Source organism: Streptomyces sp. NPDC087270 (assembly GCF_044744625.1).
Lineage (GTDB): Bacteria > Actinomycetota > Actinomycetes > Streptomycetales > Streptomycetaceae > Actinacidiphila.
In genome coordinates, this window is the sequence record NZ_JBIUYR010000008.1 from 66,544 (window position 1) to 87,770 (window position 21,227).

The following is a 21,227-nucleotide window of genomic DNA, read 5'->3' on the forward strand; positions in this document are numbered from 1 at the left end:
GGGGACACGGACGGCGACGGCGCTGCGGACACGCCTTACGAGGACACGCCCTACGCCGACACGCCCTACGGCAGGACCTGGATCTTGCGGCCCACGCCCGCCTGGAAGCGTTGCAGGGCCGCCGCGTAGTCCACCAGCGGCAGCCGGTCGCTGATGAACACCTCGGGGTCGAGCACCCCGCCGGCGAACAGTTCCGCGGCCCGCTCGTAGCTGTGCAGCACCGCCATGGAGCCGGTGATGGTGATCTCCTGGTTGTAGATCTTGTACGGCTCGATGGTGGCGCGGGCGGCGTAGTCGGCGACACCGAACTGGAGGAAGGTGCCGCCCTTGCCGACCCGGCCGAGGGCGTCCTGGATGGCGCCCGCGTTGCCGGTGGCGTCGATGACCACGTCCCAGCCGCGCGGCTGGTCGAGCTCGTCGGCGCTGGTGGCGGTCGCGGAGCAGCCGAGCTGCCGGGCGGTGCCCAGCCGCTCCTCGTTGACGTCGACCATGTCCACGCTCGCCGCGCCGGTGCGCTTGGCCAGCTCCATCATCATCAGGCCCATCGTGCCCGAGCCGTAGATCAGGACGTGGGTGGCGAGCTGGGAGCGCAGGATGTCGTAGCCGCGCACCGCGCAGGACAGCGGTTCGATCAGCGCGGCGTCGCGGGTGGCTATGTGCTCGGGGAGCTTGACGCAGTTCGCCGCCGGGGCGACCGCGAACTCCGCGGCGCCGCCGGGCTTGGTGACGCCGATCGCGTTCCACTGCTCGCACAGGTTGTTGCGGCCGATCCGGCAGTAGTGGCACTCGTGGCAGTACAGCGACGGGTCCACCGCGACCCGGTCGCCGGTGCGCAGGTCGCGCACCCCGGCGCCGACCGCGACGACCTCGCCGGCGAACTCGTGGCCCGGCACGATCGGCAGCGTCGGCGCGAACTCCCCCTGGAGGATGTGCAGATCGGTTCCGCACAGGCCGCAGGCCGCGACCTGGACGACGACCTCGGACGGCCCGGGCGCCGGGTCCTCCACGGTCTCGATGCCGACCTGGCCGGGAGAGCTGATGACGGCTGCTTTCACTTGACGGCTCCAAGAGAGAGGCCCTGGACGAGCTTGTCCTGGGCGGCGAACCCGGCGGCGAGTACCGGCAGGGAGATGCAGACGGCGGCGGCGCACACCTTCGCCAGGAACAGGCCCTGGCTGGTGACGAAGCTGGTCAGGAAGACGGGCGCGGTGCCCGCGGTGACGCCGGTGAGGACCCGCGCGAAGAGCAGCTCGTTCCAGCTGAAGATGAACGAGATCAGCGCGGTCGCCGCGATGCCGGGCGCCACGATCGGCGCGACGATCCTGGTCAGGATGGTGGGCAGCCCGGCGCCGTCGATGGACGCGGCCTCGATGATCGCGCCGGGCACGTCGGCGAGGAAGGACCGCATCATCCACACCGCGATCGGCAGGTTCATCGAGGTGTAGAGGATGACCAGCAGCCAGATGTTGTCGAGCATGCCGATGTTCTTCGCGATCAGGTAGACCGGCAGCAGGCCGGCGACCACGGGGAGCATCTTGGTGGACAGGAAGAAGAACATCGCGTCGGTCCACTTGCGCACCGGCTTGATGGACAGCGCGTACGCCGCCGGGGTGGCCAGCACCAGCACCAGCAGGGTCGAGACGACGCTGGCGGTGAGGGAGTTGATCAGCGGCGGCCACGGGCTGACCCCGGTGCCGGAGCCGAAGAACTCGCGGTAGCCGTGCAGGGTGAGCGGGGCGTCGATCTTCGGCGGGTTGGTGCCGGCGTCCTGCTCGCTGTGGAAGGAGGTCAGCACCATCCACGCGAACGGCAGGAAGAAGACGATCCCGCAGATCCAGGCGCCCAGCGCCAGCAGCCGGCGGGAGCGCCGTTCCTTCCGCTCGCGCGGCGCGATGCCGGCGACGGGCACGGCGGCCCGGGCGTCGAGGGTGGTGGCGGCCATCAGTGGGTCTCCTCCCTGAGCAGCGACGAGACCGAGCGCAGCGCGAAGGTCGCCACGATGATCGACAGGATCACCACGATCACGCCCTCGGCGGACGCCTGCCCGTAGTCATGGGCCTCGTAGAAGGTGCTGTAGACGGCGTAGGGGAGGTTGGCGGTGCCCAGGCCGCCGGAGGTGAGGGTGAAGACGGCGTCGAAGTTCTGCACCACGTACACGGTGCCGAGCAGCGCGGCCAGCTCCAGGTAGCGGCGCAGGTGCGGGAAGGTCAGGTAGCGGAAGATGTCCCAGCTGCCGGCGCCGTCCACCCGGGCCGCCTCGACCACGTCGGTGGGGCGGGACTGCAGGCCGGCCAGCAGGATCAGCATCATGAACGGGGTCCACTGCCAGATCAGCGACGCCTCGACGGCGAGCTTCGGCGACGTCGACAGCCAGTCGGGCTGCGGCGCGGAGTCGCTGCCGAACAGGCTCCACAGCCAGGTGAGCGAACCGTTGATGAAGCCGTAGGTGGCGTTGTACAGCGCGTGCTTCCACAACAGTGCGGAGGCGACCGGCACCACCAGGAACGGCGTGATCAGCAAGGTGCGCACCGCGCCCCGGCCGGGGAACTTCCGGTCCATCAGCAGCGCGAGGCCCAGTCCCAGCACCAGGCTGACCAGCACCACCGTGACGGTCAGCACGACCGTGGTGGTCAGCGCCGAGCGCAGTTGCGGGTCGGTGAACTCCTCCTTGTAGTTGTCGAGGCCGGTGAAGCCCTTGTCGCTCGGGTCCAGGGCGTTCCAGCGCATGAACGAGATCACCAGGGTGCCGACGAAGGGCAGTTGGGTGACCACGATCATGAAGACCAGCGCGGGCAGCAGCGGCGCCCGCCGGGCCCAGGCACCGCGCGGCCGGCGCGGTGCCCGGCCCGCGGCGGACCGGGAGACGACCGGCGGCGCGTGGCGGTGGCGGATGATCGACGGAGTACTCATCGTGTCGGATTCCCGCTCACTTGCCGGCGTACTTGCCGGCGACCTTCTCGGCGAGCTTCTGACTGGCCTTCAGCGCGCTGTCCACGCTGGTGCGGCCGGCGATGGCCGAGGAGAGCTGCTGGGAGACCTGGGTGCCCAGGTCGGTGAACTCCGGAATCCCGACGAACTGGATGCCGGGCGCGGGCCGCGGCTGCACCCCCGGGTTGGCCGGGTCGACGGCCTTCAGCGCGTTCAGCGTCGGCGTGGCGAAGGCACTGGACGCCTTGACATAGTCGGGGTTGGTGTACGTCGAGGCGCGCTTGCCGGCCGGCACCCGGGACCAGCCCAACTGCTTGCCGACCAGGTCCTCGTAGCCCTTGCCGGACGCCCAGGAGATGAACTTCCACGCGTCGGACTGGTGCTTGCTCGCCTTCTGCACGCCCCAGGCCCAGGTGTACAGCCAGCCGGAGTTCTTGGTCTGCTCCACCGGCGCGGGCACGTAGCCGATCTTTCCGGCGACGGGCGAGCCGGAGCCCTCCAGCGAGCCGGCCGCGGAGGTGGCGTCGTACCACATGGCGACCTTGCTCTGCTCCAGGTCGTTGAGGCACTCGGTGAACCCGGACTGCGCGGCGCCGGCCTCGCCGTGCTTGCGCACCAGGTCCACGTAGAACTGCGTCGCCTTGGTGAAGGCCGGGCTGTCCACCTGCGCCTTCCAGTCCTTGTCGAACCAGGTGCCGCCCATGGTGTTCACCACGGTGGTCAGCGGCGCGATCATCTCGCCCCAACCGGGCTGGCCGCGCAGGCAGATGCCCTTCATGCCCTTCTGCGCGCCGTCGGCCTTCGCCGCGAGGTCGGCGACCTGGGTCCAGGTCGGGTTGGCCGGCATGGTCAGGTGCTTCGCGGCGAAGACGTCCTTGCGGTACATCAGGAACGACGACTCGCCGTAGAACGGCTCGGCGTACAACTGGCCCTGGTAGGTGAGGGACTGCTGCATCGCGGGCAGGATGTCGCTCTGGTCGAAGGCGGTGTCGGCCTTCGCCTCGGACGTCAGCGGGGAGAGCCAGTTGTTCTTGGCGAAGATCGGCGCTTCGTAGTTGCTGATGGTGCCGACGTCGTACTGCCCGGCCTGGCTGGAGAAGTCCTGGGTGATCTTGTCGCGGACGTCGTCCTCGGGCAGCACCGTGAAGTTCACCTTGATTCCGGTGGACTTGGTGAAGTTCGCGGCGGTCAGCTTCTGCAGGTCGACCATCTGCGGGTTGTTGACCATCAGGACGTTGATGGAGTGCGAGCCGGAGCCGCCGCCGGCCCCGCCCGCCCCCGAACAGGCGGCCGCGAGCAGCATGCCCGACACCGCCAGAGCCAGCGGGGGCAGGGTACGGCGGCGCAGTCTGCGGGCGGCGCCGGTCGAGCCGGTGGAGGATGTCATGATTCGTCCCTTTCATGACTGGAGTCGGGGTGTGCGGGAGCATCCGGCGGGCCGATGGCGGCATGCCGGAACGGGCTGGTGGAACCGGGGGGTTGGGCCGAAGTCGAATCGGTGGGGGCGGGGTGGGGGGAGCGGTGGGGGAAGGCGGCGCGGGGAGGCGGCGCGGGGGAGGACGGGTGGTGGGGGACGGGGGAACGGCGAGCGGAACGGGGGCGGGCGGTGGAACGGGGGCGGCCGGCGGAACGGCGGGGTCGGTGGCGGCTGGTCGGGTCAGGGGCAGCGGGCGGACGGCGCCGCGGGTCAGGCCCGGAAGACGCGCGGGCCGAGCAGGGTGTAGCGGTGCGCCTCGGTGCTGGACAGGCCGGTGTCGGTCACGATCGCCTCGAAGTCGGCGACTTCGGCGAAGCGGCAGAAGCTGCTCGCGCCGAACTTGCTGTGGTGGCCCACGAACACCCGCCGGCGCGAGACCTCCAGCGCCTTGGCCTTGACGTCGGCGACGACCGGATCGGGTGTGGTCAGGCCCAGTTCACGGGAGATGCCGTTGGAGCCGACGAACGCCAGGTCGATGACGAAACCGGAGAGCATGGCGCAGGCCCACGAGCCGACGGTCGCCAGGGTCCTGGCCCGGACCCGGCCGCCGAGCAGCAGCACCGTGGTGTCCGCGGACTCCGCGACCGCCGCCGCGGTGGACAGCGACGCGGTGACCACCGTCAACGGACGGTCGCGCGGCAGCAGCGAGGCGAGCAACTGCGGTGTGTAGCCCTCGTCCACGAACACCGTCTCCGCCTCGCCGAGCAGCTTGACCCCCTCGGCGGCGATCCTGCGCTTGTCGGCGACGTGCAGGTTGACCCGCTCGGCGAGCGCGGTCTCGAATCCCGCGCCCTCGACCGGATACGCGCCACCGTAGGTGCGGCGCACCAGGCCGCGGCGCTCCAGCACTCCCAGGTCGCGCCGGATCGTCTCCGGGGCGACCGCGAGGTCGGAGGCGACCGCGGTGACCTCGACCTGGCCGTGGTGGCGGGCCAGGGTCAGGATGCGGTGCTGACGCTCCTCGGCTCTCATGCCCACCTCGCTTCTCGCTCCGGTCCGGGCACGGCCTGCCCGGTATCGCCCGTAGAAGATTTATACCGCTGGGCCTTTGCCCGTCCATGGCCCACAACGGACAACAAACGGTCCGGTTCGACCTGTTCGAATGAACAGTCGGCGCAGGTCGCGGAGGGGCGGTGCCCGAAGTCGCGGCGAAAAGCACCCAAAGTCGCGGCTCCGGCGCCCGGTTCGGGCGCTGCCCGGTACCGGGCGGATACATCTTCCCGGGTGTGCCCGGCGGCTCCTCCGGCCCGTTCGCGGCAGTGACGACGGCGGCAGTGACGGCCGCGGCGGGGGAGACCGCGGCCGTTTGCCGGTGGCGGTCGGGGCAAGGCGTCCGGGAGAAGCGGTGGACGGCGGTTGGAGGACCGTATGCGGACCGGGTTCGGTGTGCTGCTCGCCCTGTGGGGCGTCTTCTTCGTGGTCTTCAGCCGGCGGTTCGCCCGCGGGCAGTACCCGCACAGCCGGGTCGCCGCCCGGGAGGCCGCCGCGGGCGGCGTCGGCCCGCGGCGCGGCACCACCGCGCTCAACGTGCTGGCCGGCGCCGCCCTGGCCGTCTGCGGAGTGCTGCTGGCGGTCGGGGCGTTCTGAGCCCCGGGGCCGCCCGCGGGCACGAGGCCGACCCGGGGCCGCCACGGGCGGCGGTCCCCAGCGGCACGGGCGCGGAACCGTAAGCCGGTTCCGCGCCCGCAGCGCGTCATCGCGCCCGTACTCCGTCATGCTGCCCGTGGCGCGTCATCCACGCCCGGACCGGACCGGATGAGACGCGCCCGGACCAGACCGGACCAGACCCGACCGGGCCGAGCCGGTCAGCCGGTCCCGTCCGGCACCCGCATCAGCACGACCGCCGCCCGCGCCTCGACCTTGAGGGTGTCCCCGGCCGCGAACCGCACCGCGGGGTCGGCGTCGCCCGCGGAGCGCTCCGCGGTGTCCACCACCACGCTCCAGCCGTGCCCGAACTCGCCCGGCGGCAGCCGGAACGCCACATGCTCCCAGTGCGCGTTGAACAGCAGCAGGAACGAGTCGTCGGTGATCGCCTGCCCGTGCGCGTCCGGTTCGGAGATCGCGTCGCCGTTGAGGTGCACCGCGATCGCGTGCGCGTCCCGCCGCGCCCAGTCGCGCTCCGCCATCTCCCGGCCGTCCGGGCGCAGCCAGGTCAGGTCCCCGGGGCCGCCGTCGCCGCCGACGCCGCCACGGAAGAACCGGCGCCGGCGGAAGATCGGGTGACCGCGGCGCAGCGCGATCAACCGCCGGGTGAAGTCCAGCAGGTCGCGCTGCTCGGCATCCAACTCCCAGTCGGTCCAGGACAGTTCGTTGTCCTGGCAGTAGGCGTTGTTGTTGCCGCGCTGGGTGCGGCCCATCTCGTCGCCGTGCAGCAGCATCGGCACGCCCTGCGAGACCAGCAGCGTGGTCAGCAGGTTGCGCTGCTGCCGGGCCCGCAGCGTCAGCACGCCGCGGTCGTCGGTGTCGCCCTCGGCGCCGCAGTTCCAGGACCGGTTGTGGCTCTCGCCGTCCTGGTTGCCCTCGCCGTTGGCGTCGTTGTGCTTGTCGTTGTACGACACCAGGTCGCGCAGCGTGAAGCCGTCGTGCGCCGTCACGAAGTCCACCCCGGCGCGCGGCCTGCGGTGCTCGCCCGCGTACAGGTCGGAGGAGCCGGTCAGCCGGGAGGCGAACTCCGGCAGCACGCCGTCGCGGGCCCGCCAGAAGTCCCGCACCGTGTCCCGGTAGCGGCCGTTCCACTCGCTCCACAGCGGCGGGAAGTTGCCGACCTGGTAGCCGCCGTCGCCGACGTCCCACGGCTCGGCGATCAGCTTGACCCGCGACACCACCGGGTCCTGCTGCACCAGGTCGAAGAACGCGGAGAGCCGGTCCACCTCGTGGAACTGCCGGGCCAGCGTGGCCGCCAGGTCGAACCGGAACCCGTCGACGTGCATCTCGGTCACCCAGTAGCGCAGGCTGTCCATGATCAGCTGGAGCACGTGCGGGCTGCGCATCAGCAGGCTGTTGCCGGTGCCGGTGGTGTCGAAGTACGACGCCGGCTCGTCGTCCACCAGCCGGTAGTACGACGCGTTGTCGATCCCGCGGAAGGAGAGCGTCGGGCCCAGGTGGTTGCCCTCGGCGGTGTGGTTGTAGACCACGTCGAGGATCACCTCGATCCCGGCCGCGTGCAGCGCCTTGACCATCGACTTGAACTCGGTGACCTGCCCGCCGCAACCGCCCGCGGAGGAGTAGCCGTTGTGCGGGGCGAAGAAGCCGATGGTGTTGTAGCCCCAGTAGTTGGTCAGGCCGCGGCCGAGCAGATGGCCGTCCTGCACGTACTGGTGCACCGGCATCAGCTCCACCGCGGTGACGCCCAGCTTCGTCAGGTGCTCGATCACCGCCGGGTGGCCCAGGCCCGCGTAGGTGCCGCGGATCTCCGCGGGCAGGCCCGGGTGGGTCATGGTCAGCCCGCGCACGTGCGCCTCGTACATCACCGTCTCGTGGTACGGCCGCTTCGGCAGCCGGTCGTCGCCCCAGTCGAAGTACGGGTCGGCGACCACCGAGAGCATCGCGTGCGGCAGGCTGTCGGCGGTGTCGGGCGTGTCCGGGTCGCCGTCGCGGTATCCGAGCAGCGAGGGGTGGCCGTCGGCCTGGCCCTCGACCGCCTTGGCGTACGGGTCGAGCAGCAGCTTGGCGGGGTTGCAGCGGTGCCCGCGCGCCGGGTCGTACGGGCCGTGCACCCGGAAGCCGTAGCGCTGCCCGGGGCCGACGCCGGGCAGGTAGGCGTGCCGGATGACACCGTCGACCTCGGTCAGGGTCACCCGCGTCTCCTTGCGCGAGTCGTCGAGCAGACACAGCTCGACCTTCTCGGCGACCTCGGAGAAAAGCGCGAAATTGGTGCCGGTGCCGTCGAAGGTGGCGCCGAGCGGAAAGGGGTGGCCACTCCATTTGTGCATTTCCGAAACCTTACTGTCGGTACTGCCTCTCCCACTCGACATAGCGGCCCGACTCGCGGACGAGGCCCGTGACGAACCAAAGAACCACCGCCGAGTCATCCGTCCAGCCCAGCACCGGAATCACGTCCGGAATCGCGTCGATCGGTGAGAGCACGTACAGCGCGGCGAGCAGCGAGAACGCCGCCAGCCGGCGCCGGGACAGCCCCGGGTAGCGGCGGCCGAGCACCGCGGCGACCATCCGCGGCGTCGCGACCAGCCGCCGGGCCAGCCCCGGGGCCCCCGGGCGACGGGTCTCGCGGTACAGCCCCCAGGCCGAGCGGCCTGCGCTCAGGCGGGTGGGCGTCGTCGTGCGCGCGGACTTCGCCGTGCGGTCGGGCGTCGTCGTACCCGCCGGCGTGCGCACCGTCCTGGCCATGGCCGTCCTCCGTGTCCGTCATCCTTGGATTCCCCTCCGTCGTGGTGTGCCGTACCGGTCGTACGGGTCCTTCAGAGCGTTCCTGTCCGACTTCCGTGCATCCATCTACGCCGATCCGCGCAGATACCCGGGCGTCCCGGGTAGGAGAGCGTTGCAGCCGCTCATGCGGGGCAGTGGACGAGTGGTCATGGGGTGAAGGCCGTGGAGGACGTGCAAGCCCGCGGAACGGGTACCGACCGGGTGGACCTGGTGTGCCGGCCGGAAGCCGCCGCCGAGGCCAGAAGTGCGGCGAGAGCGTTCCTCGACGGACTGTCCCCCAGGGTGGGGGCCGCCGTCGCCGAGAACCTGCTGCTCATGGTCTCCGAACTCGTGACGAACGCGATCCGACACGCGGGAGGGGCACTCGAAGTCCGGTTCAGCAGCACCCCGGAGCGCCTGCACGTCGCCGTCGACGACGCCAGCCCGTCGATGCCCCGGCTGCGCCGTCCGGACTGGACCGGGCGCACCGGCGGCTTCGGCTGGTCCATGGTGCACAAGCTCGCCGACGGCCTGGCGATCCACCCGCGCGACGGCGGGGGGAAGACGGTGGCGGCGTTCCTGGCGCGGTAGCGGGGTGACCCGGTTCGGCGGCGCCGTTGCGGCGCCGCCGGCCGTAGCGCTGCTCGCCGTACCGCTGCTCGCCGTACCGCTGCCCGCCGTACCGCTGCTCGCCGTACCGCCGCCCGTCGGCGTCGCCCGGACCCGTACCGCTGCCCGTCGCCCGAACCCGTACCGGACGGCCGCACCGCCTCCGCACACGGCGACACGCCGCTCCGCGCGAGGGCGGGGCGGCGCGTGCTGCGCCGGCACCGGCCGTTACCGGTGGCTGTAGCCGCGCCGGTCCAGGGCGGAGATGCCCACGGCCGCCAGCCCGATCTGGATCAGCCACTCGATCCAGTCCACGCCGTGGGTATGGGCCACGCCCACCCAACTGGCGATCGCGGCGCCGACGAACGCGGCCACGATGCCGATCAGGATCGTCCACACCACCCCGATGTGCTGGCGGCCCGGCACGACCAGCCGCCCCAGCACGCCGATGATGATGCCGATCACGATGGCACTGATGATCCCCGAGATCTCCACGACAACCTCCGCATGTCACGTTCCGCCACGTTCTGTCATGTGCACTCTCAGGAGTCGCTTGCCCCCGCATCGGCCCCGCACACGGCCCGCCCCGCCGCGACGGCGAGTGCGCCGGCGCGTGCCCCGGGAGTATGCGGAAGGAGAGTGCCGCGGGATGTATTGACCCGTGCGGGACGGGGTATACGGCTCGCGTCGCGTACGACGAACGTACGGGGAACGGACAAGGGGCGCGGGGATGAACGACAGCACGACGGCCGAGCACGGCCGGGCCCCGGCGGCGACGCCCGACCTGTGGGTCGGCGCGGCGTACGACGGCGACACCGGCTCGATCGCGGTCGCCCGCGCCATGGCCGCGGCCTTCCTCGACCGCGCCCGCGACCGGCACGGCCTGCCCGTACCGGCCCAGGCGCACGCCGACGCCCAGCTCGTGGTGAGCGAGCTGGTCACCAACGCGGTGAAGTACGCCCCCGGGCCCTGCGTGCTCAACCTGGAGATCCGCGGCCCGGTGCTGGAGATCACCACCTGGGACACCGACGCCACGCTGCCGCTCGCCCGCGCCGCCGAGCCCGGCCGGATCGGCCAGCACGGCCTGGAGATCGTCTTCGCGCTCTGCGACGGCTTCGAGGTCCGCCGCGAACCGGTCGGCAAGCGGATCACGGTCCGCCTGGCGCTCGGCCCGATCGGCCCGTTCGACGTATAGGCCCGTTACGCCGCCGGCCCGGACCGGACCGGCCTGGCCCGAGCCCGGGCCCGAGCTCGGGCGAACCCCCTCGGCGTGCGGTGCGAACGGCGTTCAGCCGTCGCTCGTCCTGACCAGCGCTCCGTGCGCGTTGCGCTCGTACCTGCGCCGCTTGTTCTTCTCGATCTTCCGGGCGACCTCGGCGTCGAGGTCCAGCCCGTTCATCTGCGCCAGGGCGGTCAGATAGAGGAAGACGTCGGCCAACTCCTCCCCTAAGTCGGCATGCCCCTTGCGCCACGCGGTGAACGCCTCGCCCACCTCGGCGGTGAGCAGCCCGAACTCCAGGGCCACATCGTCGATGTTGAAGCCCTTGGCGAGCTTGTTCTCCCAGGCGAGCTGCTGGGCGGATGCGATGTCCACGGCTCCTCCGAAGCGGTGCGGCGCGTGCGGCCGCAGCCTAGCGGGCGCCCAGGTCCCGCCGTCTCGACCCACGCCCATCGCCGCCCGGCCGGCGGGAGTTCGCGGGTCGGCGTATCGGCGTACGCCCCGCCGCTATGATGCGGGCCATGGAGTGTTTTGCCACGTGGCGTACGCGCCGCTGAGGGACCGGCCCGACGCCGATGTCGTGGCCGGGAGCGGGCCGATGCCGTTGTTCGCTCGGTCACCACGCCTCACCGCGTCTCAGCACGCCCTCAGTCCGAAAGGCACACTCCCATGCGCATCCGTGCGTTCACCCCGCACGACCTGGCACCACTCACCGAACTGACCATCGCGACGTTCCGGCCGTTCTACGAGGACTCCTTCCGCCCGCTGGTAGGCGAGGCCGTCTTCGCCGTCCAACACGGGAACTGGCGTGAGGACTACCGCGAACAGATGGCCGAACTCCACGCGCCCGAACGGCACCGGTACGTCGCCCTCGCCGAAGACGAGGACGCCCTCGCGGGCTACGTGGCGTGGAGCGTCGACCCGACCCGCAAGAAGGGCGACGTCACGATCCTCGCCGTCTCGGCCCGGCACCGGCGGCACCGCGTGGGCACCGCCCTGTGCGAACACGCCTTTGCGCAGATGCGGACCCTCGGCGCCGAGGTCGTCGAGATCGGCACCGGGGGAGACGGGTTCCACGCACCGGCCCGGGCGCTCTACGAGGCGCTCGGGTGCACACCGGTTCCGCTCACCGTCTATTTCCGCCGGCTCTGACGCCTCCCGGACGGGCGCCTCCCCGCGCCCGTCCGGGTGCGGTACTGCCAGTGCCGGGTACGGCTCGCATCACGTCCCGGGACGCCCAGGCCGGTGTCCAGGCGGGCCACCACGGGGGGTGTCGTCGGCCGGGCAGAGCGCAGAGTCGCCGGGGTAGCCGGGGCAGCCGTCGAGGGTGTGTCGGGACTCCCGTGAGTTCTTTCTCCTCGGTCCGTCATCTTCTGACCTGCGGCGCTGCCCGTCGAAGTCGACACCCTCCGCGACATCCTCCACGACCAAGAGGTGCCCCGGGCCGCCCTGGCTGCCCTGGTCGTCTTCCACGCGCTCACCTCCGTGCAGCTGCGACGCCTGAAGACCACCGACCTGCGCGACGGACGCCTGTTCCTGCCGAACCGGACAGTCCTGCTCGCCGACCCCGTGCGTACCCGCGTGGCGGCCTACCTGGACTACCGAAACCACCGCTGGCCACGCACCGCCAACCCCCACCTGTTCGTCTCCCAGACCACCGGCTGCGGCGTCGAGCCGGTCAGCCACGTCTGGATCAACGACGTATTCGGCATGCCCACCAGTCGACTGCGGGAAGACCTCCTCCTCCACGAAGCCGAGGCCACCGGCGGCGACCCCCGCCGCATCTGCGACCTGTTCGGCCTGACCGTCGGAGCTGCCTTGCGCTACACCGGCACCACCGACCAACCCGGCATCGTCGAACACAGCCTCCGCACAGCGGGACCTGCACCGAGACCAGAGCCTGGGTAAAAGGCATGACCAGATGCGCCATAAACCCGCCCCGGTCTTGAACCTCGGATGGGCGCCCCCCGAATACGCGCTGGAGGGGCGCTGAGCGCAGTGTTCACGCCGCTCACAGCGCCGCCCTGGTCCATGCTGGGCCCCGTGAACATCGAAGACGTACGTGCGGCGCTCAGCGCGGGAGACCTTGCGGCACTGATAGGCCTCGACGAGTGCGGATGGATGGACGTGAAGTCTGCGCCCTACATGGTCGACAAGGGGCCCCACCACAAGGAAGAGCTCGTCAAGGACGTCGCCGGCTTTGCCAACACCGCGACCGGTGGGCTGCTCATCATCGGCTTCAAGGTGACCAAGGCCAACGGGGTGGAGACCGTCTCAAAAAGTCAACGCAGTGCCACGGACGCTGGTCGACACTGAGACGTACCGCAAGCTGATCGACGAGCGGGTCTACCCGCACATCGAGGGCCTGGAGCTGAGATGGGTCGAGTGCGGTGATGGCAAGGGAGTGTTGAGCATTGACGTCCCAGCTCAGCCCGCCAGCGCGCGCCCGTTCGTGATTCCGGCGCCTATCGGGACGGACTCGCAGTCAGTCACAGGTCTCGCTGTCCCCGTGCGACGGGGAGACCAGACTGTTTTCTGGAGCCGCCAGGAGGCTCACCGCCGGTTGTCCGCAGGGTGGATGGCCATCGGAGCCCCAACTGCTGACGACAGCGGCGTGCATCGGGCGACCGAGGAGTCCGTCGCACTCCACGGGAACACCGCGGACCGGTCCAAGACGCAGCGGATCCTCGCTGCGGTGCCCTTTGACGCGCCCTGGCTCCGCATGCTCCAAGGCCGGCCAACGATGCGCAGGGTCAGGGCGGACGTCACGCGAGCGATCGACACGGCCTGGGATGCCCTCATCACCGACAACGACATCAAATTCCTCGATCCTGAGCTGGCGAACGCGCACGCTACGTTCATGGACAGCCTCCGCCGACTGATCGACGAACTCGACGGCATGCACGACCCGGACAACGGCTCCAGCCCCCCGGCCTACGTAGAGGTCCCCCCGGAGTGGAAGCGCTCTGACCCCGAGCGGTACCAGCAGACGTTGGCCGACCTGTCTGGGGCTCGTGACGCCTTCCTTGAGGCGCGCACCGAACTCATGAACTCGCTGAACCGCAGGGGCCTCTTGAGCTGAGCGAGACCCAGTCCCAGTCCTGCTTCTGCAATGGACAGGGCACTTTCCCCGGCAGCGGGGCCCACGGGCGTCTGTCGGACCTGGATGGCAGAGTGACCGGTCATGGAAACGGAAGACTTCTGGCAGCTCATACAGGCCGCTCGCTCGCGCACCACGGCGGAAGGCTCCTTCGACCGGGCACTGGTCGAAACACTGACAGCACGTTCGAAGCGCGAGATCCTTGAGTACCAGGAGCGCTTCGACGCATTCCGTGGCGCCCTGTATCGCTGGGACGTCTGGGCAGCGGCATATCTGATCGGCGGCGGCTGCTCCGACGACAGCTTCACCGACTTCCGCGCCGGCGTCATTGCCGAAGGCCAGGCCTGGTATGAGCGCGTAGCCGCCAATCCCGACAGCCTGGCTGAGCACCCACTCATCGCCGCAGCAGCAGAGGCGGGCAAGGACCACGTCCTCTTCGACGAAGAAGTGAACTACGCCGCCGCCGATGCGTTCGGGCAACTGACCGGCGACAGGCACGACTTCTACGAGGCATGGGACCAGTACCGGAAGGCCCAACCTCATGAGCAGGCCGAGCAGGACATGGGCGAGGACTTCGACTTCGACGACGACGAACAGATGCACCGCCGACTGCCGCGCCTCGCTGCGCTCTACCTCCCGGGCAATTCTGTATGAGGATGGGAAACGAACACCCTGACGATCGGCCAGCTACCCGCTGATCAGCGGGTTCCGCCAGTGCCCCTCAGTTCGGCAGGCTCGGAGAAACCCAGGCCTGCTCCGGTGCCGTTCAAGAGGCACGATCCGTGAGTTCGGCTACGTGGCCCCTCCAGAAAACTTGAACCCACGGCCTTTGACCCGAACTCCCACGTGTTCGGACCCCGTCGCATGTGACTGATGGAAGGCCCTGCGGCCCCAGCAGCTGGTCTCCCCACTCCGTTCGGGTGTCCCTGGCGCTCAACAGCTCAGCTGTGTAATCCGCCGGTCGGCCGCGAGGAATCGTTACCGCCTCACCCGGCGGAGTGAGCGTGTGCGTGATCGGGCCTGGTTGTGGGCAGTGCTCGGGCTGAGAACACCGCCCCTCGAAAGGACTCGTGAGGCGTCTTCGCCATGCCGTGGCCGCCGGCCTCGGCGCGCTCACTCTCCTGGTTGCCGTGCCGTCCTCGGCCAGTGCGGCATCAGGAACGCTGACCTATCGCATCTTTGTGAATGATTCCCAAACGGTGGTCAAGGAGCTGACGGACCCAGCAACGCCGAAGGCCCCGGCGGGCGGCGCTGAGCGGAACGCGCGCAGCAGCTGACCGCGCTCGGCATCTGACCACAAGGCACGCACGAGGCAGGGCCCGGAGCCATCGGTAGTGGCTCCGGGCCCTTGGGATTCTCCAGCGCTCGGCTGAGGGGCCGCCCATCAGCCCAGCCCGGGGTCAGGCCGGTGTGGCGGTGCGGAGGGTGTTCATGGCGCGAGCGCACGGCTCTCAACCAGGGAGTGACCGTGCGGCGCGGCCAGGGCTACACCTTTCGCGCAGGGCGACGCCGGTTACCCGAATTGAGCCACCAGCCCTGGGTTCGACGGCCCGGATGAACCCAAGTCCACCCCGGTACCGCTCCGGACACAGCACCCGCGAGTTCGGTCACGAACCGCCTGGGGAAATCTCGAACCCACGGCCTTTCCCCGGAACGCGAAGAACCACCAGCCCCGCGGCGCCGTCGTGAGGGCCACCAGCAGTGCCGCGGCGCAGGCGCGCACCGGCGCCGGGGCGCGCCGGGCGAGGTGCAGGGTCGCGGCACACGTCGAGCCGCCGAGGACGACGCCGGCGTGCTGCCCCGCGGTTGCGGCAGCGCGAGGAGGCGCGGGTCGCGTACCGGCCGTTCCGCCGCCGGATACCGGGACAGCGTCTCAGTCGGCGTGCAGGACGAAGAACAGGAAGCACAGGAAGCGGGAGCGGGCGGCGACTTCGTCGGGGAACAGGTCGCGGGCGGCCGGATCGGGCGCCGGCTCGCTGATGGCCGTGATCCGGAAGCCGGCCGCCGTGAACGCGTCGGTCATCGCGTGCAGCGGCCGGTGCCAGCGGCTCACCGGGGCGCTCTGGTCGCCGAAGGTCCACTCCTCGACCCAGTTGGTGGTGTCGAAGTACCCGTACTCGTCCTGGCGGCCGGCCTCGCGGTGCATCAGGTTGATGGCGAAAGGGTGCTCCACGGCCGTGATCAGCCGGCCGCCGGGCTTGAGTACGCGCCGCAGCTCGGCCAGCGCCGGACCCCAGTCCTTCAGATAGTGCAGCACCAGGGCCGCTGTGACGTCGTCGAACGTGTCGTCGGCGTAGGGAAGGGGGCTGCCCAGGTCGGCCAACTGAAGGTCCGCGTCGTCGCCGAGACGCTGCCGGGCCAGCTCCAGCATCCGGGTGCTCGCGTCGAAACCGCTCACGACGGCGCCGCGGTCGCGCAGTTCGGCGATCAGAGGGCCGGAACCGCAGCCCGCGTCGAGAATCCGGCGCCCGGACACCTCTCCGGCGAGGGCCAGCATCGCGGGCCGCTGGTAGTAGGCATTGATGAGGCCGGCTTCGTTCGCGGCCGTGTACCCCTCGGCGAAGACGTCGTAGGGGTTCACTTCCGGCCTATCCACAGGCGCGGCGGAGGGCGAGGCAAGCCCGGCGGAGGGTGTGTTCACCTGTTGGTGGTCCGAAGTCATGGTGCGAGAGACGTGTGCCGGCGTCCCTTCGGTTCCTGGCCGCACACCGTCTCCTCCCCTCGGGTAGGACCGACTCGCCCTACGCCACCGGGAAGTTCTCGGCGCGCTGGGTCCTCACACGCTGGGCGGCCAGACGGGCGGCCACTGGTCGCCGTCCTCCTGGCAGAACCGTCGCCCGGACACGTGCATGGCCAGTTCCGGCCGCCACTCCTCGCGATAGTCCGGGTCATCGTGGAACGCCAGCGCCAGGCGCCGGACACGCAGGCAGGGCCACTGCTCCACATCGATCTCGACGTAACTGGAGAACTCCGAGCCCGGCTCGATCCGTGAGCACGTGACGCAGCCCGTGAACATCACCATCCTCGACTCGAACCGCCCTCCGCCCCGCTCCACGTACCAGGCGGGCATGCGCTTCGGCTCGTGGTCGAGGAGCGACGCGAACCCGTCCTCGTCGATCCGCGACAGCAGGAAGCCGAGCAGCGCCTCCGCGTACGGCTCGAAGCTGGACACAGCGGAGTCCTTCGGGGGAATGGTGGCATCAGCAGCCCTGACGGCGTGGTGTGAGGGTGGGGGCGGCTGGACCGCGAGGCGGGGAGAACGGTTCGGGTCGGTCCTGTTGGTGTGACGCCGTCCCTGGCTCGTGCGGTTCCCTCGCGTGGTATCCGCAGGGGCATCTCGCGCCGACTCAGCGCGCCCAGAGCGGAGTCGGCGCCCGGGCGGACTGCCCACTGAGGCGTTCTCGGCAACCTGACTGTTGCGTTGCGTGACGATCGTCGGGCGGGCAAGACTCGCGGCTGGCTGACACCGAAGGGAAGCTGCGCCCGCTTGGTCAGTTCTCGTCCTTTGCCGGTCAGCACGATGACCTTGATCCGGCGATCGGTCGGGTGCTGCTGGCGCACGGCGAGACCGCGTTGTTCGAGGGCGCCGACCAGCAAAGTCACGTAGGAGTTGTCGCATCCGAGTCGCTTGCGAGCTGCCGCATGGGGATCGGTTCGTCCAGGGGGAGGACGAGCAGTGCCCGCAGGGGTGGCGTGGCTTTCGTGTTCATCCCCAGCCAGGCGGCGTCGATGGCCACCATCACCAAGGCGCGGACGGGGCAGGCGTCCTCGATCTTCAACGCCGGCAAGCAGCTGGGAGGCGCCATCGGCGTCGCGCTGCTCAGCGCCGTACTCGCCGCCGTGGGCCCGACCCAGGAGGAGGCCGTCCATGTCGACGTCCACCTGACCGCCTACCACGACGCGTTCCTCGCCGCGGCCGCAGCAGCCACACTCGCCGTCGCGGTCGCTCTCGCCATCCATGATGCTGACGCCTCCACCACCATGACGCGTCGCCGAAACCCCCGTGCGGCCGAGCGCCAGGCCGAGGAGCCCGCGGTCGCCGCCAAAGACGGCTGAAAGCACACGCAATTCGGGGTCTTCTCGGCAACGTGACAATCACGGTGCGAGAGGGCCTGTCGGATGGCTGGTTGGTGACCTGGCATCAGATATGCGTGACAGGCACCACGGAGAGAACCCGCAGGTCATCTCCGCCCCGGACGGCTGGCCGCTGTGGGTCTCACCGGTCCGCCCGGGCCGCGAGCACGACACCGCCTGCGCCCGCGCGCACGGCCTGGTCGACGCCCTGAACCGGGTCGCCGACGCCCTCGGCATCCCCACCCTGACCGACCTCGGCTACGAGAACGCCGCAGATGGCTTCCGCCACCCGGTCAAGAAGCCCAAGCGCGGCGAACTTGCCAAGCCCGACAAGGCGTTCAACGCCGTGATGCGCGGCGTCCACGCCCTCGCCGAACGTGCCAACGCACTGCTGAAGGTCAGCTTCAAGGCCCTGCTCCGGGTCAGCCTCGACCCTGCGGCCATCACCCGGATCGCCCGCGCCGCACTCGTCCTGAGGTTGCTCCGATGCTGCTGACCAGACACGCAAGGGCCCGACCACGGGGCCCGTCCCGGTCCGCGCCGAAGATCCCTGCGCCGTGTCCAGGTCTGACAGCGAGACAACCCCCGGGCTGCCGTCGGACAGGAATTCCTCGATGACCGGTCCGAGATCCTCGGAGGGAACATAGGCGCCGCCGAACGGCAACTCATCCGGAAGCACCGATCCGGTCGAACACCGTAGCTGTCCGGCCATCTTGTCGTGCCACACGTAGAACGTCGCCGGCCCTGAAACCCCCATGCGGCGAACCCGTCCTCGCAGCGCCTCCGCAGTCGACTCGAAAGCAGCCGCCACCTCGGCGACGGACAAGGACTTCCTGTCCTCCGCGTTCGCCCCCAGCCACCAGGTATTGGTCTCCCGCTCCACCTGACGGTCGGTCGGTTCCTTGGACGAGGCGTCCAAGAAGGACATCGTCAGCCGCGTGGAGCAAGCCGTGACCCAGCGGGAGTGGGCAGGTTCGCCGGCGGAGGCGATCACACATCAAGACCAGTCCAGTGTTGACATTGACCGGGCGGTCAATAATATTGGCCACATGGTCAATAGCGATGCGACTCGCGCACCTCATCAACTCGGTGCAGTCAGCGTGCTGGTCGGGGTCTACGCCGCCGCCATGGTCGGAACGGTCGTGGCGCTGGCGGTCATGGCGTCCACGGCCCCGGAGAAGGCGACCAATGAGGCGTGGGGGCACGCCCTGATCGTCACGTTCTTCGCAGTCCTCCTTCTGGTGCGACTCCGGTCCGCCCGATTGGGCAGCACCACGGCAGTCCGGGCACTCGGCATCATCGCCGCGGCGATGCTCGTCGCGAACCTGGTGGAAGCCGCCCTGCCGGGTGCCTTCCCAGGGTGGATGCGGGTCGAGATGGTGGCGATCGCCCTGTGGATGTCGATACTGCTCACCCTGCTCCGTCGTTCGGCACGCCGCTGATTGGTGCCTCTCGCAAACTCCCCGCTAGGAATGATGGTGTGAAAACTCCCCACCGAGAGCCTCACCCCCATCCGCGCACTCGTCAGCGCCTCAGCGAGGAGGTACGTCGGACACAGATCATCAAGGCCACCATCGCGGTGGTTGCCGAACTCGGCTACGAGGGTGCCTCCCTGGCCCGGATCGCTGAGCGGGCGGACGTTTCCAAAGGCTTGATCTCGCACTACTTCACAGACAAGGATCGCCTCATGGAAACGGTTGCCAGGACCACTCTGGCGACCCTCAGGCAGACCATTGCCGACTCTCTCGTCCTGACCGACCCGGTTCCCGAGGTCATCCGTGCCGCGATTCGCCGGGTGGCCCGCTTGGGCGCAACGCACCAAGCCGAGCTGACCACGATGCGACAGATCAGCACCAACCTGCGTGAGGCCGACGGGACCCTACGGCTCGGCCTCACCGACTACGAGGAGACCTACCAAGGCCAGGAAGCCCTGTTCCGTCGCGGTCAGGAAGAGGGCAGCCTCCGCGACTTCGACACTCGGGTCATGTCGGTCACCTACCAGGGCGCCATCGACACGATGGTCACCTACCTCCATGAGCATCCCGAGGTCGATGCCCACCTCTACGCGGATGCACTCGCTGACCTCGTCGTCGCTGCTATCAGGCGCTGCTGAAGAGATGCCACGGAACTGAGTGCGTTGTGGCAAAGGGAGTCCGTGTTCGATGAGTAGGGGCTTCTTCGTGTGCGGGGCATGATCGCGGAGGGGTGGGGGGAGGCAGCGGGCGGCTTGTTGTTGATCGAGGGGGGTGCGATGCCGTCGGTGCTGGGGTTGATGGAACGGCGTGAGGCGCGGGGGAGGCAGGATCTGGAGTCTTGGACGGAGGATCTGGATCAGGCTCAGGCGAAGGTCGATGCCGCGCGGGAGCGAGTCGAGCGGGCTCGGGTGGGGCGCGAGGAGCTCGCGTCGGTGCTGGCTGAGGAGAACGCGGTTGATACGCCGGTTTCCGTGCCTTCGGGTGGTGGGGTGGTGACCGCTGTGGGATCGAGCGGCTTGGGCGCGGGGCATGGCGAGCGGCCGCCGGTGTGGCGGCCGGGCACGGGCGAGGAGGTGCTCAGCGGCCTGTATCGGGAGGTGTTCGCCGCAGTGGTGGCTGCTTCGGGGCCGGTGAACGGGGTGGAGTTGACGCGGGCGGTGGGCCGGGATGCGGACACGAAGAACGAGGTGGAGAAGATCCGGCATCGTGCCTACGTGCTGGAGAGGCGGGGCTGGCTGGTGCGGGCGAAGGACGGACGGTTCACGCCCGCGCCCGCGCCCGGGGCCGCCGGCCGGGGCGTTTCTCCGGCCAGCGCGGAGCGTCTCCGGCCAGGCGACGAGACAGCCTGATCACGGCGGCCCACCACACCATCTGGGCGTGTTGGTCGGGGCGTCGTTCGTGGTCGCGGTTGAGGCGGCGTGAGCGGGAGAGCCAGCTCAGCGTGCGCTCCACCACCCGCCTGCGGGCCAGTACGACAAATCCGCGTTGCCCGTCGGAGCGGCGCACGACCTCGACACGCACTCCGTGACGGGCGAACGCCGCTGCGAGCGTCGGGCCCTGATAGGACCTGTCGACCCACACCAGTTTCAGCAGCCGGCCCGGCTGCCCCCATGAACGTCTCCAGCAGCGCGGGGGCGGCCCTGGAGTCGTGCACATCAGCCGTGGTCACGATGACCTCCAAGAGCAGACCCTCGGTGGCGGTCAGGACGTGACGCTTGCGCCCGTCACGTGACTTGCCGCCGTCGTATCCGCGGCTGTCCTCACCGACGGTCTCGGAGGCGTCCACCGGCTGGCTGTCGATGGCTCCCGCGCTGGGCTCGGTGTTGCGGCCTGAGCGTTCCCTCGCCGTGCGGCGCAGGCGTTCGTGCAGTTCACACACGTAGCCGCAGGTCCGCCAGCGGCGGAAGAAGTCGTAGACCGCCTGCCAGTACGGGAAGTCGACGGGCAGGGCCATCCACTCCGCATCCGTTATGTCACTCG

25 protein-coding genes and 2 pseudogenes are annotated in these 21,227 nt (G+C 70.0%); 13 read left to right on the plus strand and 14 right to left on the minus strand.

Features of this window, described 5'->3' with window-relative positions; all coding sequences use genetic code 11:
- Window positions 1-65 precede the first annotated feature (65 nt).
- The 5 genes from ACIPAE_RS17640 to ACIPAE_RS17660 all read right to left on the minus strand — a co-directional run bounded on the left by ACIPAE_RS17640 (window position 66) and on the right by ACIPAE_RS17660 (window position 5,377).
- Window positions 66-1,055, minus strand: coding sequence for a zinc-dependent alcohol dehydrogenase family protein (locus tag ACIPAE_RS17640; protein ID WP_402446032.1), 990 nt, complete (start codon window positions 1,053-1,055; stop codon window positions 66-68).
- The gene (locus ACIPAE_RS17645; protein ID WP_402446034.1) at window positions 1,052-1,942 is read right to left on the minus strand and encodes a carbohydrate ABC transporter permease; all 891 of its coding nucleotides are present in this window, start codon (window positions 1,940-1,942) and stop codon (window positions 1,052-1,054) included. Before ACIPAE_RS17645 ends, ACIPAE_RS17640 begins: the two co-directional genes overlap by 4 nt.
- Complete coding sequence (locus tag ACIPAE_RS17650; protein WP_329361561.1) at window positions 1,942-2,910, minus strand: sugar ABC transporter permease; 969 nt, start codon at window positions 2,908-2,910, stop codon at window positions 1,942-1,944. The genes ACIPAE_RS17645 and ACIPAE_RS17650 overlap by 1 nt, the downstream gene beginning before the upstream one ends.
- A 16-nt stretch (window positions 2,911-2,926) precedes the next feature.
- Window positions 2,927-4,315, minus strand: coding sequence for an ABC transporter substrate-binding protein (locus tag ACIPAE_RS17655; RefSeq protein WP_402446038.1), 1,389 nt, complete (start codon window positions 4,313-4,315; stop codon window positions 2,927-2,929).
- Between the two features lie 300 nt (window positions 4,316-4,615).
- A complete protein-coding gene (locus ACIPAE_RS17660) occupies window positions 4,616-5,377 on the minus strand; it encodes a DeoR/GlpR family DNA-binding transcription regulator (protein WP_328473201.1) in 762 nt (253 codons plus the stop codon).
- 396 nt (window positions 5,378-5,773) lie between these two features.
- Between ACIPAE_RS17660 and ACIPAE_RS17665 the strand changes: the two genes are divergently transcribed.
- Window positions 5,774-5,992 (plus strand): hypothetical protein, encoded by a 219-nt coding sequence (locus ACIPAE_RS17665; RefSeq protein WP_329361559.1) that lies wholly within the window; start codon window positions 5,774-5,776, stop codon window positions 5,990-5,992.
- A 218-nt stretch (window positions 5,993-6,210) separates the two neighbouring features.
- Here ACIPAE_RS17665 and glgX read toward each other — a convergent pair whose 3' ends face one another.
- A complete protein-coding gene (glgX, locus tag ACIPAE_RS17670; RefSeq protein ID WP_366411784.1) occupies window positions 6,211-8,337 on the minus strand; it encodes a glycogen debranching protein GlgX in 2,127 nt (708 codons plus the stop codon).
- A gap of 10 nt (window positions 8,338-8,347) precedes the next feature.
- Entirely contained in the window at window positions 8,348-8,752 is a 405-nt protein-coding gene (locus ACIPAE_RS17675) for a YkvA family protein (RefSeq protein WP_329361556.1), read from the minus strand.
- A 201-nt stretch (window positions 8,753-8,953) separates the two neighbouring features.
- Between ACIPAE_RS17675 and ACIPAE_RS17680 the strand changes: the two genes are divergently transcribed.
- Window positions 8,954-9,361: an ATP-binding protein gene (locus tag ACIPAE_RS17680; RefSeq protein WP_329361554.1), complete on the plus strand. Its 408-nt coding sequence runs from the start codon at window positions 8,954-8,956 to the stop codon at window positions 9,359-9,361.
- A 246-nt stretch (window positions 9,362-9,607) separates the two neighbouring features.
- Here the strand turns inward: ACIPAE_RS17680 and ACIPAE_RS17685 are convergent, their stop codons facing one another.
- The gene (locus ACIPAE_RS17685) at window positions 9,608-9,874 is read right to left on the minus strand and encodes a GlsB/YeaQ/YmgE family stress response membrane protein (protein WP_328473210.1); all 267 of its coding nucleotides are present in this window, start codon (window positions 9,872-9,874) and stop codon (window positions 9,608-9,610) included.
- 235 nt (window positions 9,875-10,109) lie between these two features.
- Between ACIPAE_RS17685 and ACIPAE_RS17690 the strand changes: the two genes are divergently transcribed.
- Window positions 10,110-10,574, plus strand: a complete 465-nt coding sequence (locus ACIPAE_RS17690) for an ATP-binding protein (protein WP_402446044.1) — start codon at window positions 10,110-10,112, stop codon at window positions 10,572-10,574.
- 93 nt (window positions 10,575-10,667) lie between these two features.
- On the opposite strand, the gene ACIPAE_RS17695 is transcribed toward ACIPAE_RS17690, so the two are convergent.
- On the minus strand, window positions 10,668-10,973 hold the full coding sequence (locus ACIPAE_RS17695) for a MazG-like family protein (protein WP_402446047.1): 306 nt from the start codon (window positions 10,971-10,973) through the stop codon (window positions 10,668-10,670).
- 294 nt (window positions 10,974-11,267) lie between these two features.
- Between ACIPAE_RS17695 and ACIPAE_RS17700 the strand changes: the two genes are divergently transcribed.
- From ACIPAE_RS17700 to ACIPAE_RS17720, 5 genes are all read left to right on the plus strand, one after another.
- Window positions 11,268-11,750: a GNAT family N-acetyltransferase gene (locus ACIPAE_RS17700; protein WP_402446050.1), complete on the plus strand. Its 483-nt coding sequence runs from the start codon at window positions 11,268-11,270 to the stop codon at window positions 11,748-11,750.
- Between the two features lie 282 nt (window positions 11,751-12,032).
- A complete protein-coding gene (locus ACIPAE_RS17705; protein ID WP_366411789.1) occupies window positions 12,033-12,506 on the plus strand; it encodes a hypothetical protein in 474 nt (157 codons plus the stop codon).
- A 135-nt stretch (window positions 12,507-12,641) separates the two neighbouring features.
- Window positions 12,642-12,914: a hypothetical protein gene (locus ACIPAE_RS17710; RefSeq protein ID WP_366411790.1), complete on the plus strand. Its 273-nt coding sequence runs from the start codon at window positions 12,642-12,644 to the stop codon at window positions 12,912-12,914.
- A complete protein-coding gene (locus ACIPAE_RS17715) occupies window positions 12,889-13,680 on the plus strand; it encodes a hypothetical protein (protein WP_366411791.1) in 792 nt (263 codons plus the stop codon). Before ACIPAE_RS17710 ends, ACIPAE_RS17715 begins: the two co-directional genes overlap by 26 nt.
- Before the next feature lie 102 nt (window positions 13,681-13,782).
- Window positions 13,783-14,352 carry a DUF4240 domain-containing protein gene (locus tag ACIPAE_RS17720; RefSeq protein ID WP_402446054.1) on the plus strand — a complete coding sequence of 190 codons (570 nt, stop codon included), beginning with the start codon at window positions 13,783-13,785 and terminating at the stop codon, window positions 14,350-14,352.
- Between the two features lie 1,219 nt (window positions 14,353-15,571).
- Here the strand turns inward: ACIPAE_RS17720 and ACIPAE_RS17725 are convergent.
- The 3 genes from ACIPAE_RS17725 to ACIPAE_RS17735 all read right to left on the minus strand — a co-directional run bounded on the left by ACIPAE_RS17725 (window position 15,572) and on the right by ACIPAE_RS17735 (window position 17,490).
- Window positions 15,572-16,360, minus strand: coding sequence for a class I SAM-dependent methyltransferase (locus ACIPAE_RS17725; RefSeq protein WP_402446056.1), 789 nt, complete (start codon window positions 16,358-16,360; stop codon window positions 15,572-15,574).
- Between the two features lie 114 nt (window positions 16,361-16,474).
- Window positions 16,475-16,828 carry a hypothetical protein gene (locus ACIPAE_RS17730; protein ID WP_402446486.1) on the minus strand — a complete coding sequence of 118 codons (354 nt, stop codon included), beginning with the start codon at window positions 16,826-16,828 and terminating at the stop codon, window positions 16,475-16,477.
- Complete coding sequence (locus tag ACIPAE_RS17735) at window positions 16,714-17,490, minus strand: MarR family transcriptional regulator (protein WP_402446488.1); 777 nt, start codon at window positions 17,488-17,490, stop codon at window positions 16,714-16,716. The genes ACIPAE_RS17730 and ACIPAE_RS17735 overlap by 115 nt, the downstream gene beginning before the upstream one ends.
- Between ACIPAE_RS17735 and ACIPAE_RS17740 the strand changes: the two genes are divergently transcribed.
- The 5 genes and pseudogenes from ACIPAE_RS17740 (at window position 17,392) to ACIPAE_RS17760 (ending at window position 20,596) form a co-directional block, all read left to right on the plus strand.
- Window positions 17,392-17,754 (plus strand): hypothetical protein, encoded by a 363-nt coding sequence (locus tag ACIPAE_RS17740; protein ID WP_402446059.1) that lies wholly within the window; start codon window positions 17,392-17,394, stop codon window positions 17,752-17,754. The genes ACIPAE_RS17735 and ACIPAE_RS17740 overlap by 99 nt on opposite strands.
- A gap of 16 nt (window positions 17,755-17,770) precedes the next feature.
- Window positions 17,771-18,268, plus strand: a pseudogene (locus ACIPAE_RS17745) (transposase family protein); the annotation flags it as partial.
- Between the two features lie 406 nt (window positions 18,269-18,674).
- Window positions 18,675-19,214 (plus strand): hypothetical protein, encoded by a 540-nt coding sequence (locus ACIPAE_RS17750; RefSeq protein ID WP_402446062.1) that lies wholly within the window; start codon window positions 18,675-18,677, stop codon window positions 19,212-19,214.
- Between the two features lie 38 nt (window positions 19,215-19,252).
- A complete protein-coding gene (locus ACIPAE_RS17755) occupies window positions 19,253-19,885 on the plus strand; it encodes a TetR/AcrR family transcriptional regulator (RefSeq protein ID WP_366411797.1) in 633 nt (210 codons plus the stop codon).
- Window positions 19,886-19,999: 114 nt separating this feature from the next.
- The gene (locus ACIPAE_RS17760) at window positions 20,000-20,596 is read left to right on the plus strand and encodes a hypothetical protein (RefSeq protein WP_402446065.1); all 597 of its coding nucleotides are present in this window, start codon (window positions 20,000-20,002) and stop codon (window positions 20,594-20,596) included.
- Here ACIPAE_RS17760 and ACIPAE_RS17765 read toward each other — a convergent pair.
- Together ACIPAE_RS17765 and ACIPAE_RS17770 are read right to left on the minus strand one after the other, a co-directional pair.
- Window positions 20,508-20,903: a transposase gene (locus ACIPAE_RS17765; RefSeq protein WP_366411799.1), complete on the minus strand. Its 396-nt coding sequence runs from the start codon at window positions 20,901-20,903 to the stop codon at window positions 20,508-20,510. The genes ACIPAE_RS17760 and ACIPAE_RS17765 overlap by 89 nt on opposite strands.
- 19 nt (window positions 20,904-20,922) lie before the next feature.
- A pseudogene (locus tag ACIPAE_RS17770) lies at window positions 20,923-21,201 on the minus strand (transposase); the annotation flags it as partial.
- Between the last annotated feature and the right edge of the window lie 26 nt (window positions 21,202-21,227).

Coding starts and splice junctions, on each gene's coding strand:
- ACIPAE_RS17645 (WP_402446034.1), bottom strand. CDS start 1,942: ATGGCCGCCACCACCCTCGACGCCCGGGCCGCCGTGCCCGTCGCCGGC.
- ACIPAE_RS17650 (WP_329361561.1), bottom strand. CDS start 2,910: ATGAGTACTCCGTCGATCATCCGCCACCGCCACGCGCCGCCGGTCGTC.
- ACIPAE_RS17655 (WP_402446038.1), bottom strand. CDS start 4,315: ATGACATCCTCCACCGGCTCGACCGGCGCCGCCCGCAGACTGCGCCGC.
- ACIPAE_RS17660 (WP_328473201.1), bottom strand. CDS start 5,377: ATGAGAGCCGAGGAGCGTCAGCACCGCATCCTGACCCTGGCCCGCCAC.
- ACIPAE_RS17665 (WP_329361559.1), top strand. CDS start 5,774: ATGCGGACCGGGTTCGGTGTGCTGCTCGCCCTGTGGGGCGTCTTCTTC.
- glgX (WP_366411784.1), bottom strand. CDS start 8,337: ATGCACAAATGGAGTGGCCACCCCTTTCCGCTCGGCGCCACCTTCGAC.
- ACIPAE_RS17675 (WP_329361556.1), bottom strand. CDS start 8,752: ATGGCCAGGACGGTGCGCACGCCGGCGGGTACGACGACGCCCGACCGC.
- ACIPAE_RS17690 (WP_402446044.1), top strand. CDS start 10,110: ATGAACGACAGCACGACGGCCGAGCACGGCCGGGCCCCGGCGGCGACG.
- ACIPAE_RS17700 (WP_402446050.1), top strand. CDS start 11,268: ATGCGCATCCGTGCGTTCACCCCGCACGACCTGGCACCACTCACCGAA.
- ACIPAE_RS17720 (WP_402446054.1), top strand. CDS start 13,783: ATGGAAACGGAAGACTTCTGGCAGCTCATACAGGCCGCTCGCTCGCGC.
- ACIPAE_RS17725 (WP_402446056.1), bottom strand. CDS start 16,360: ATGACTTCGGACCACCAACAGGTGAACACACCCTCCGCCGGGCTTGCC.
- ACIPAE_RS17765 (WP_366411799.1), bottom strand. CDS start 20,903: ATGTGCACGACTCCAGGGCCGCCCCCGCGCTGCTGGAGACGTTCATGG.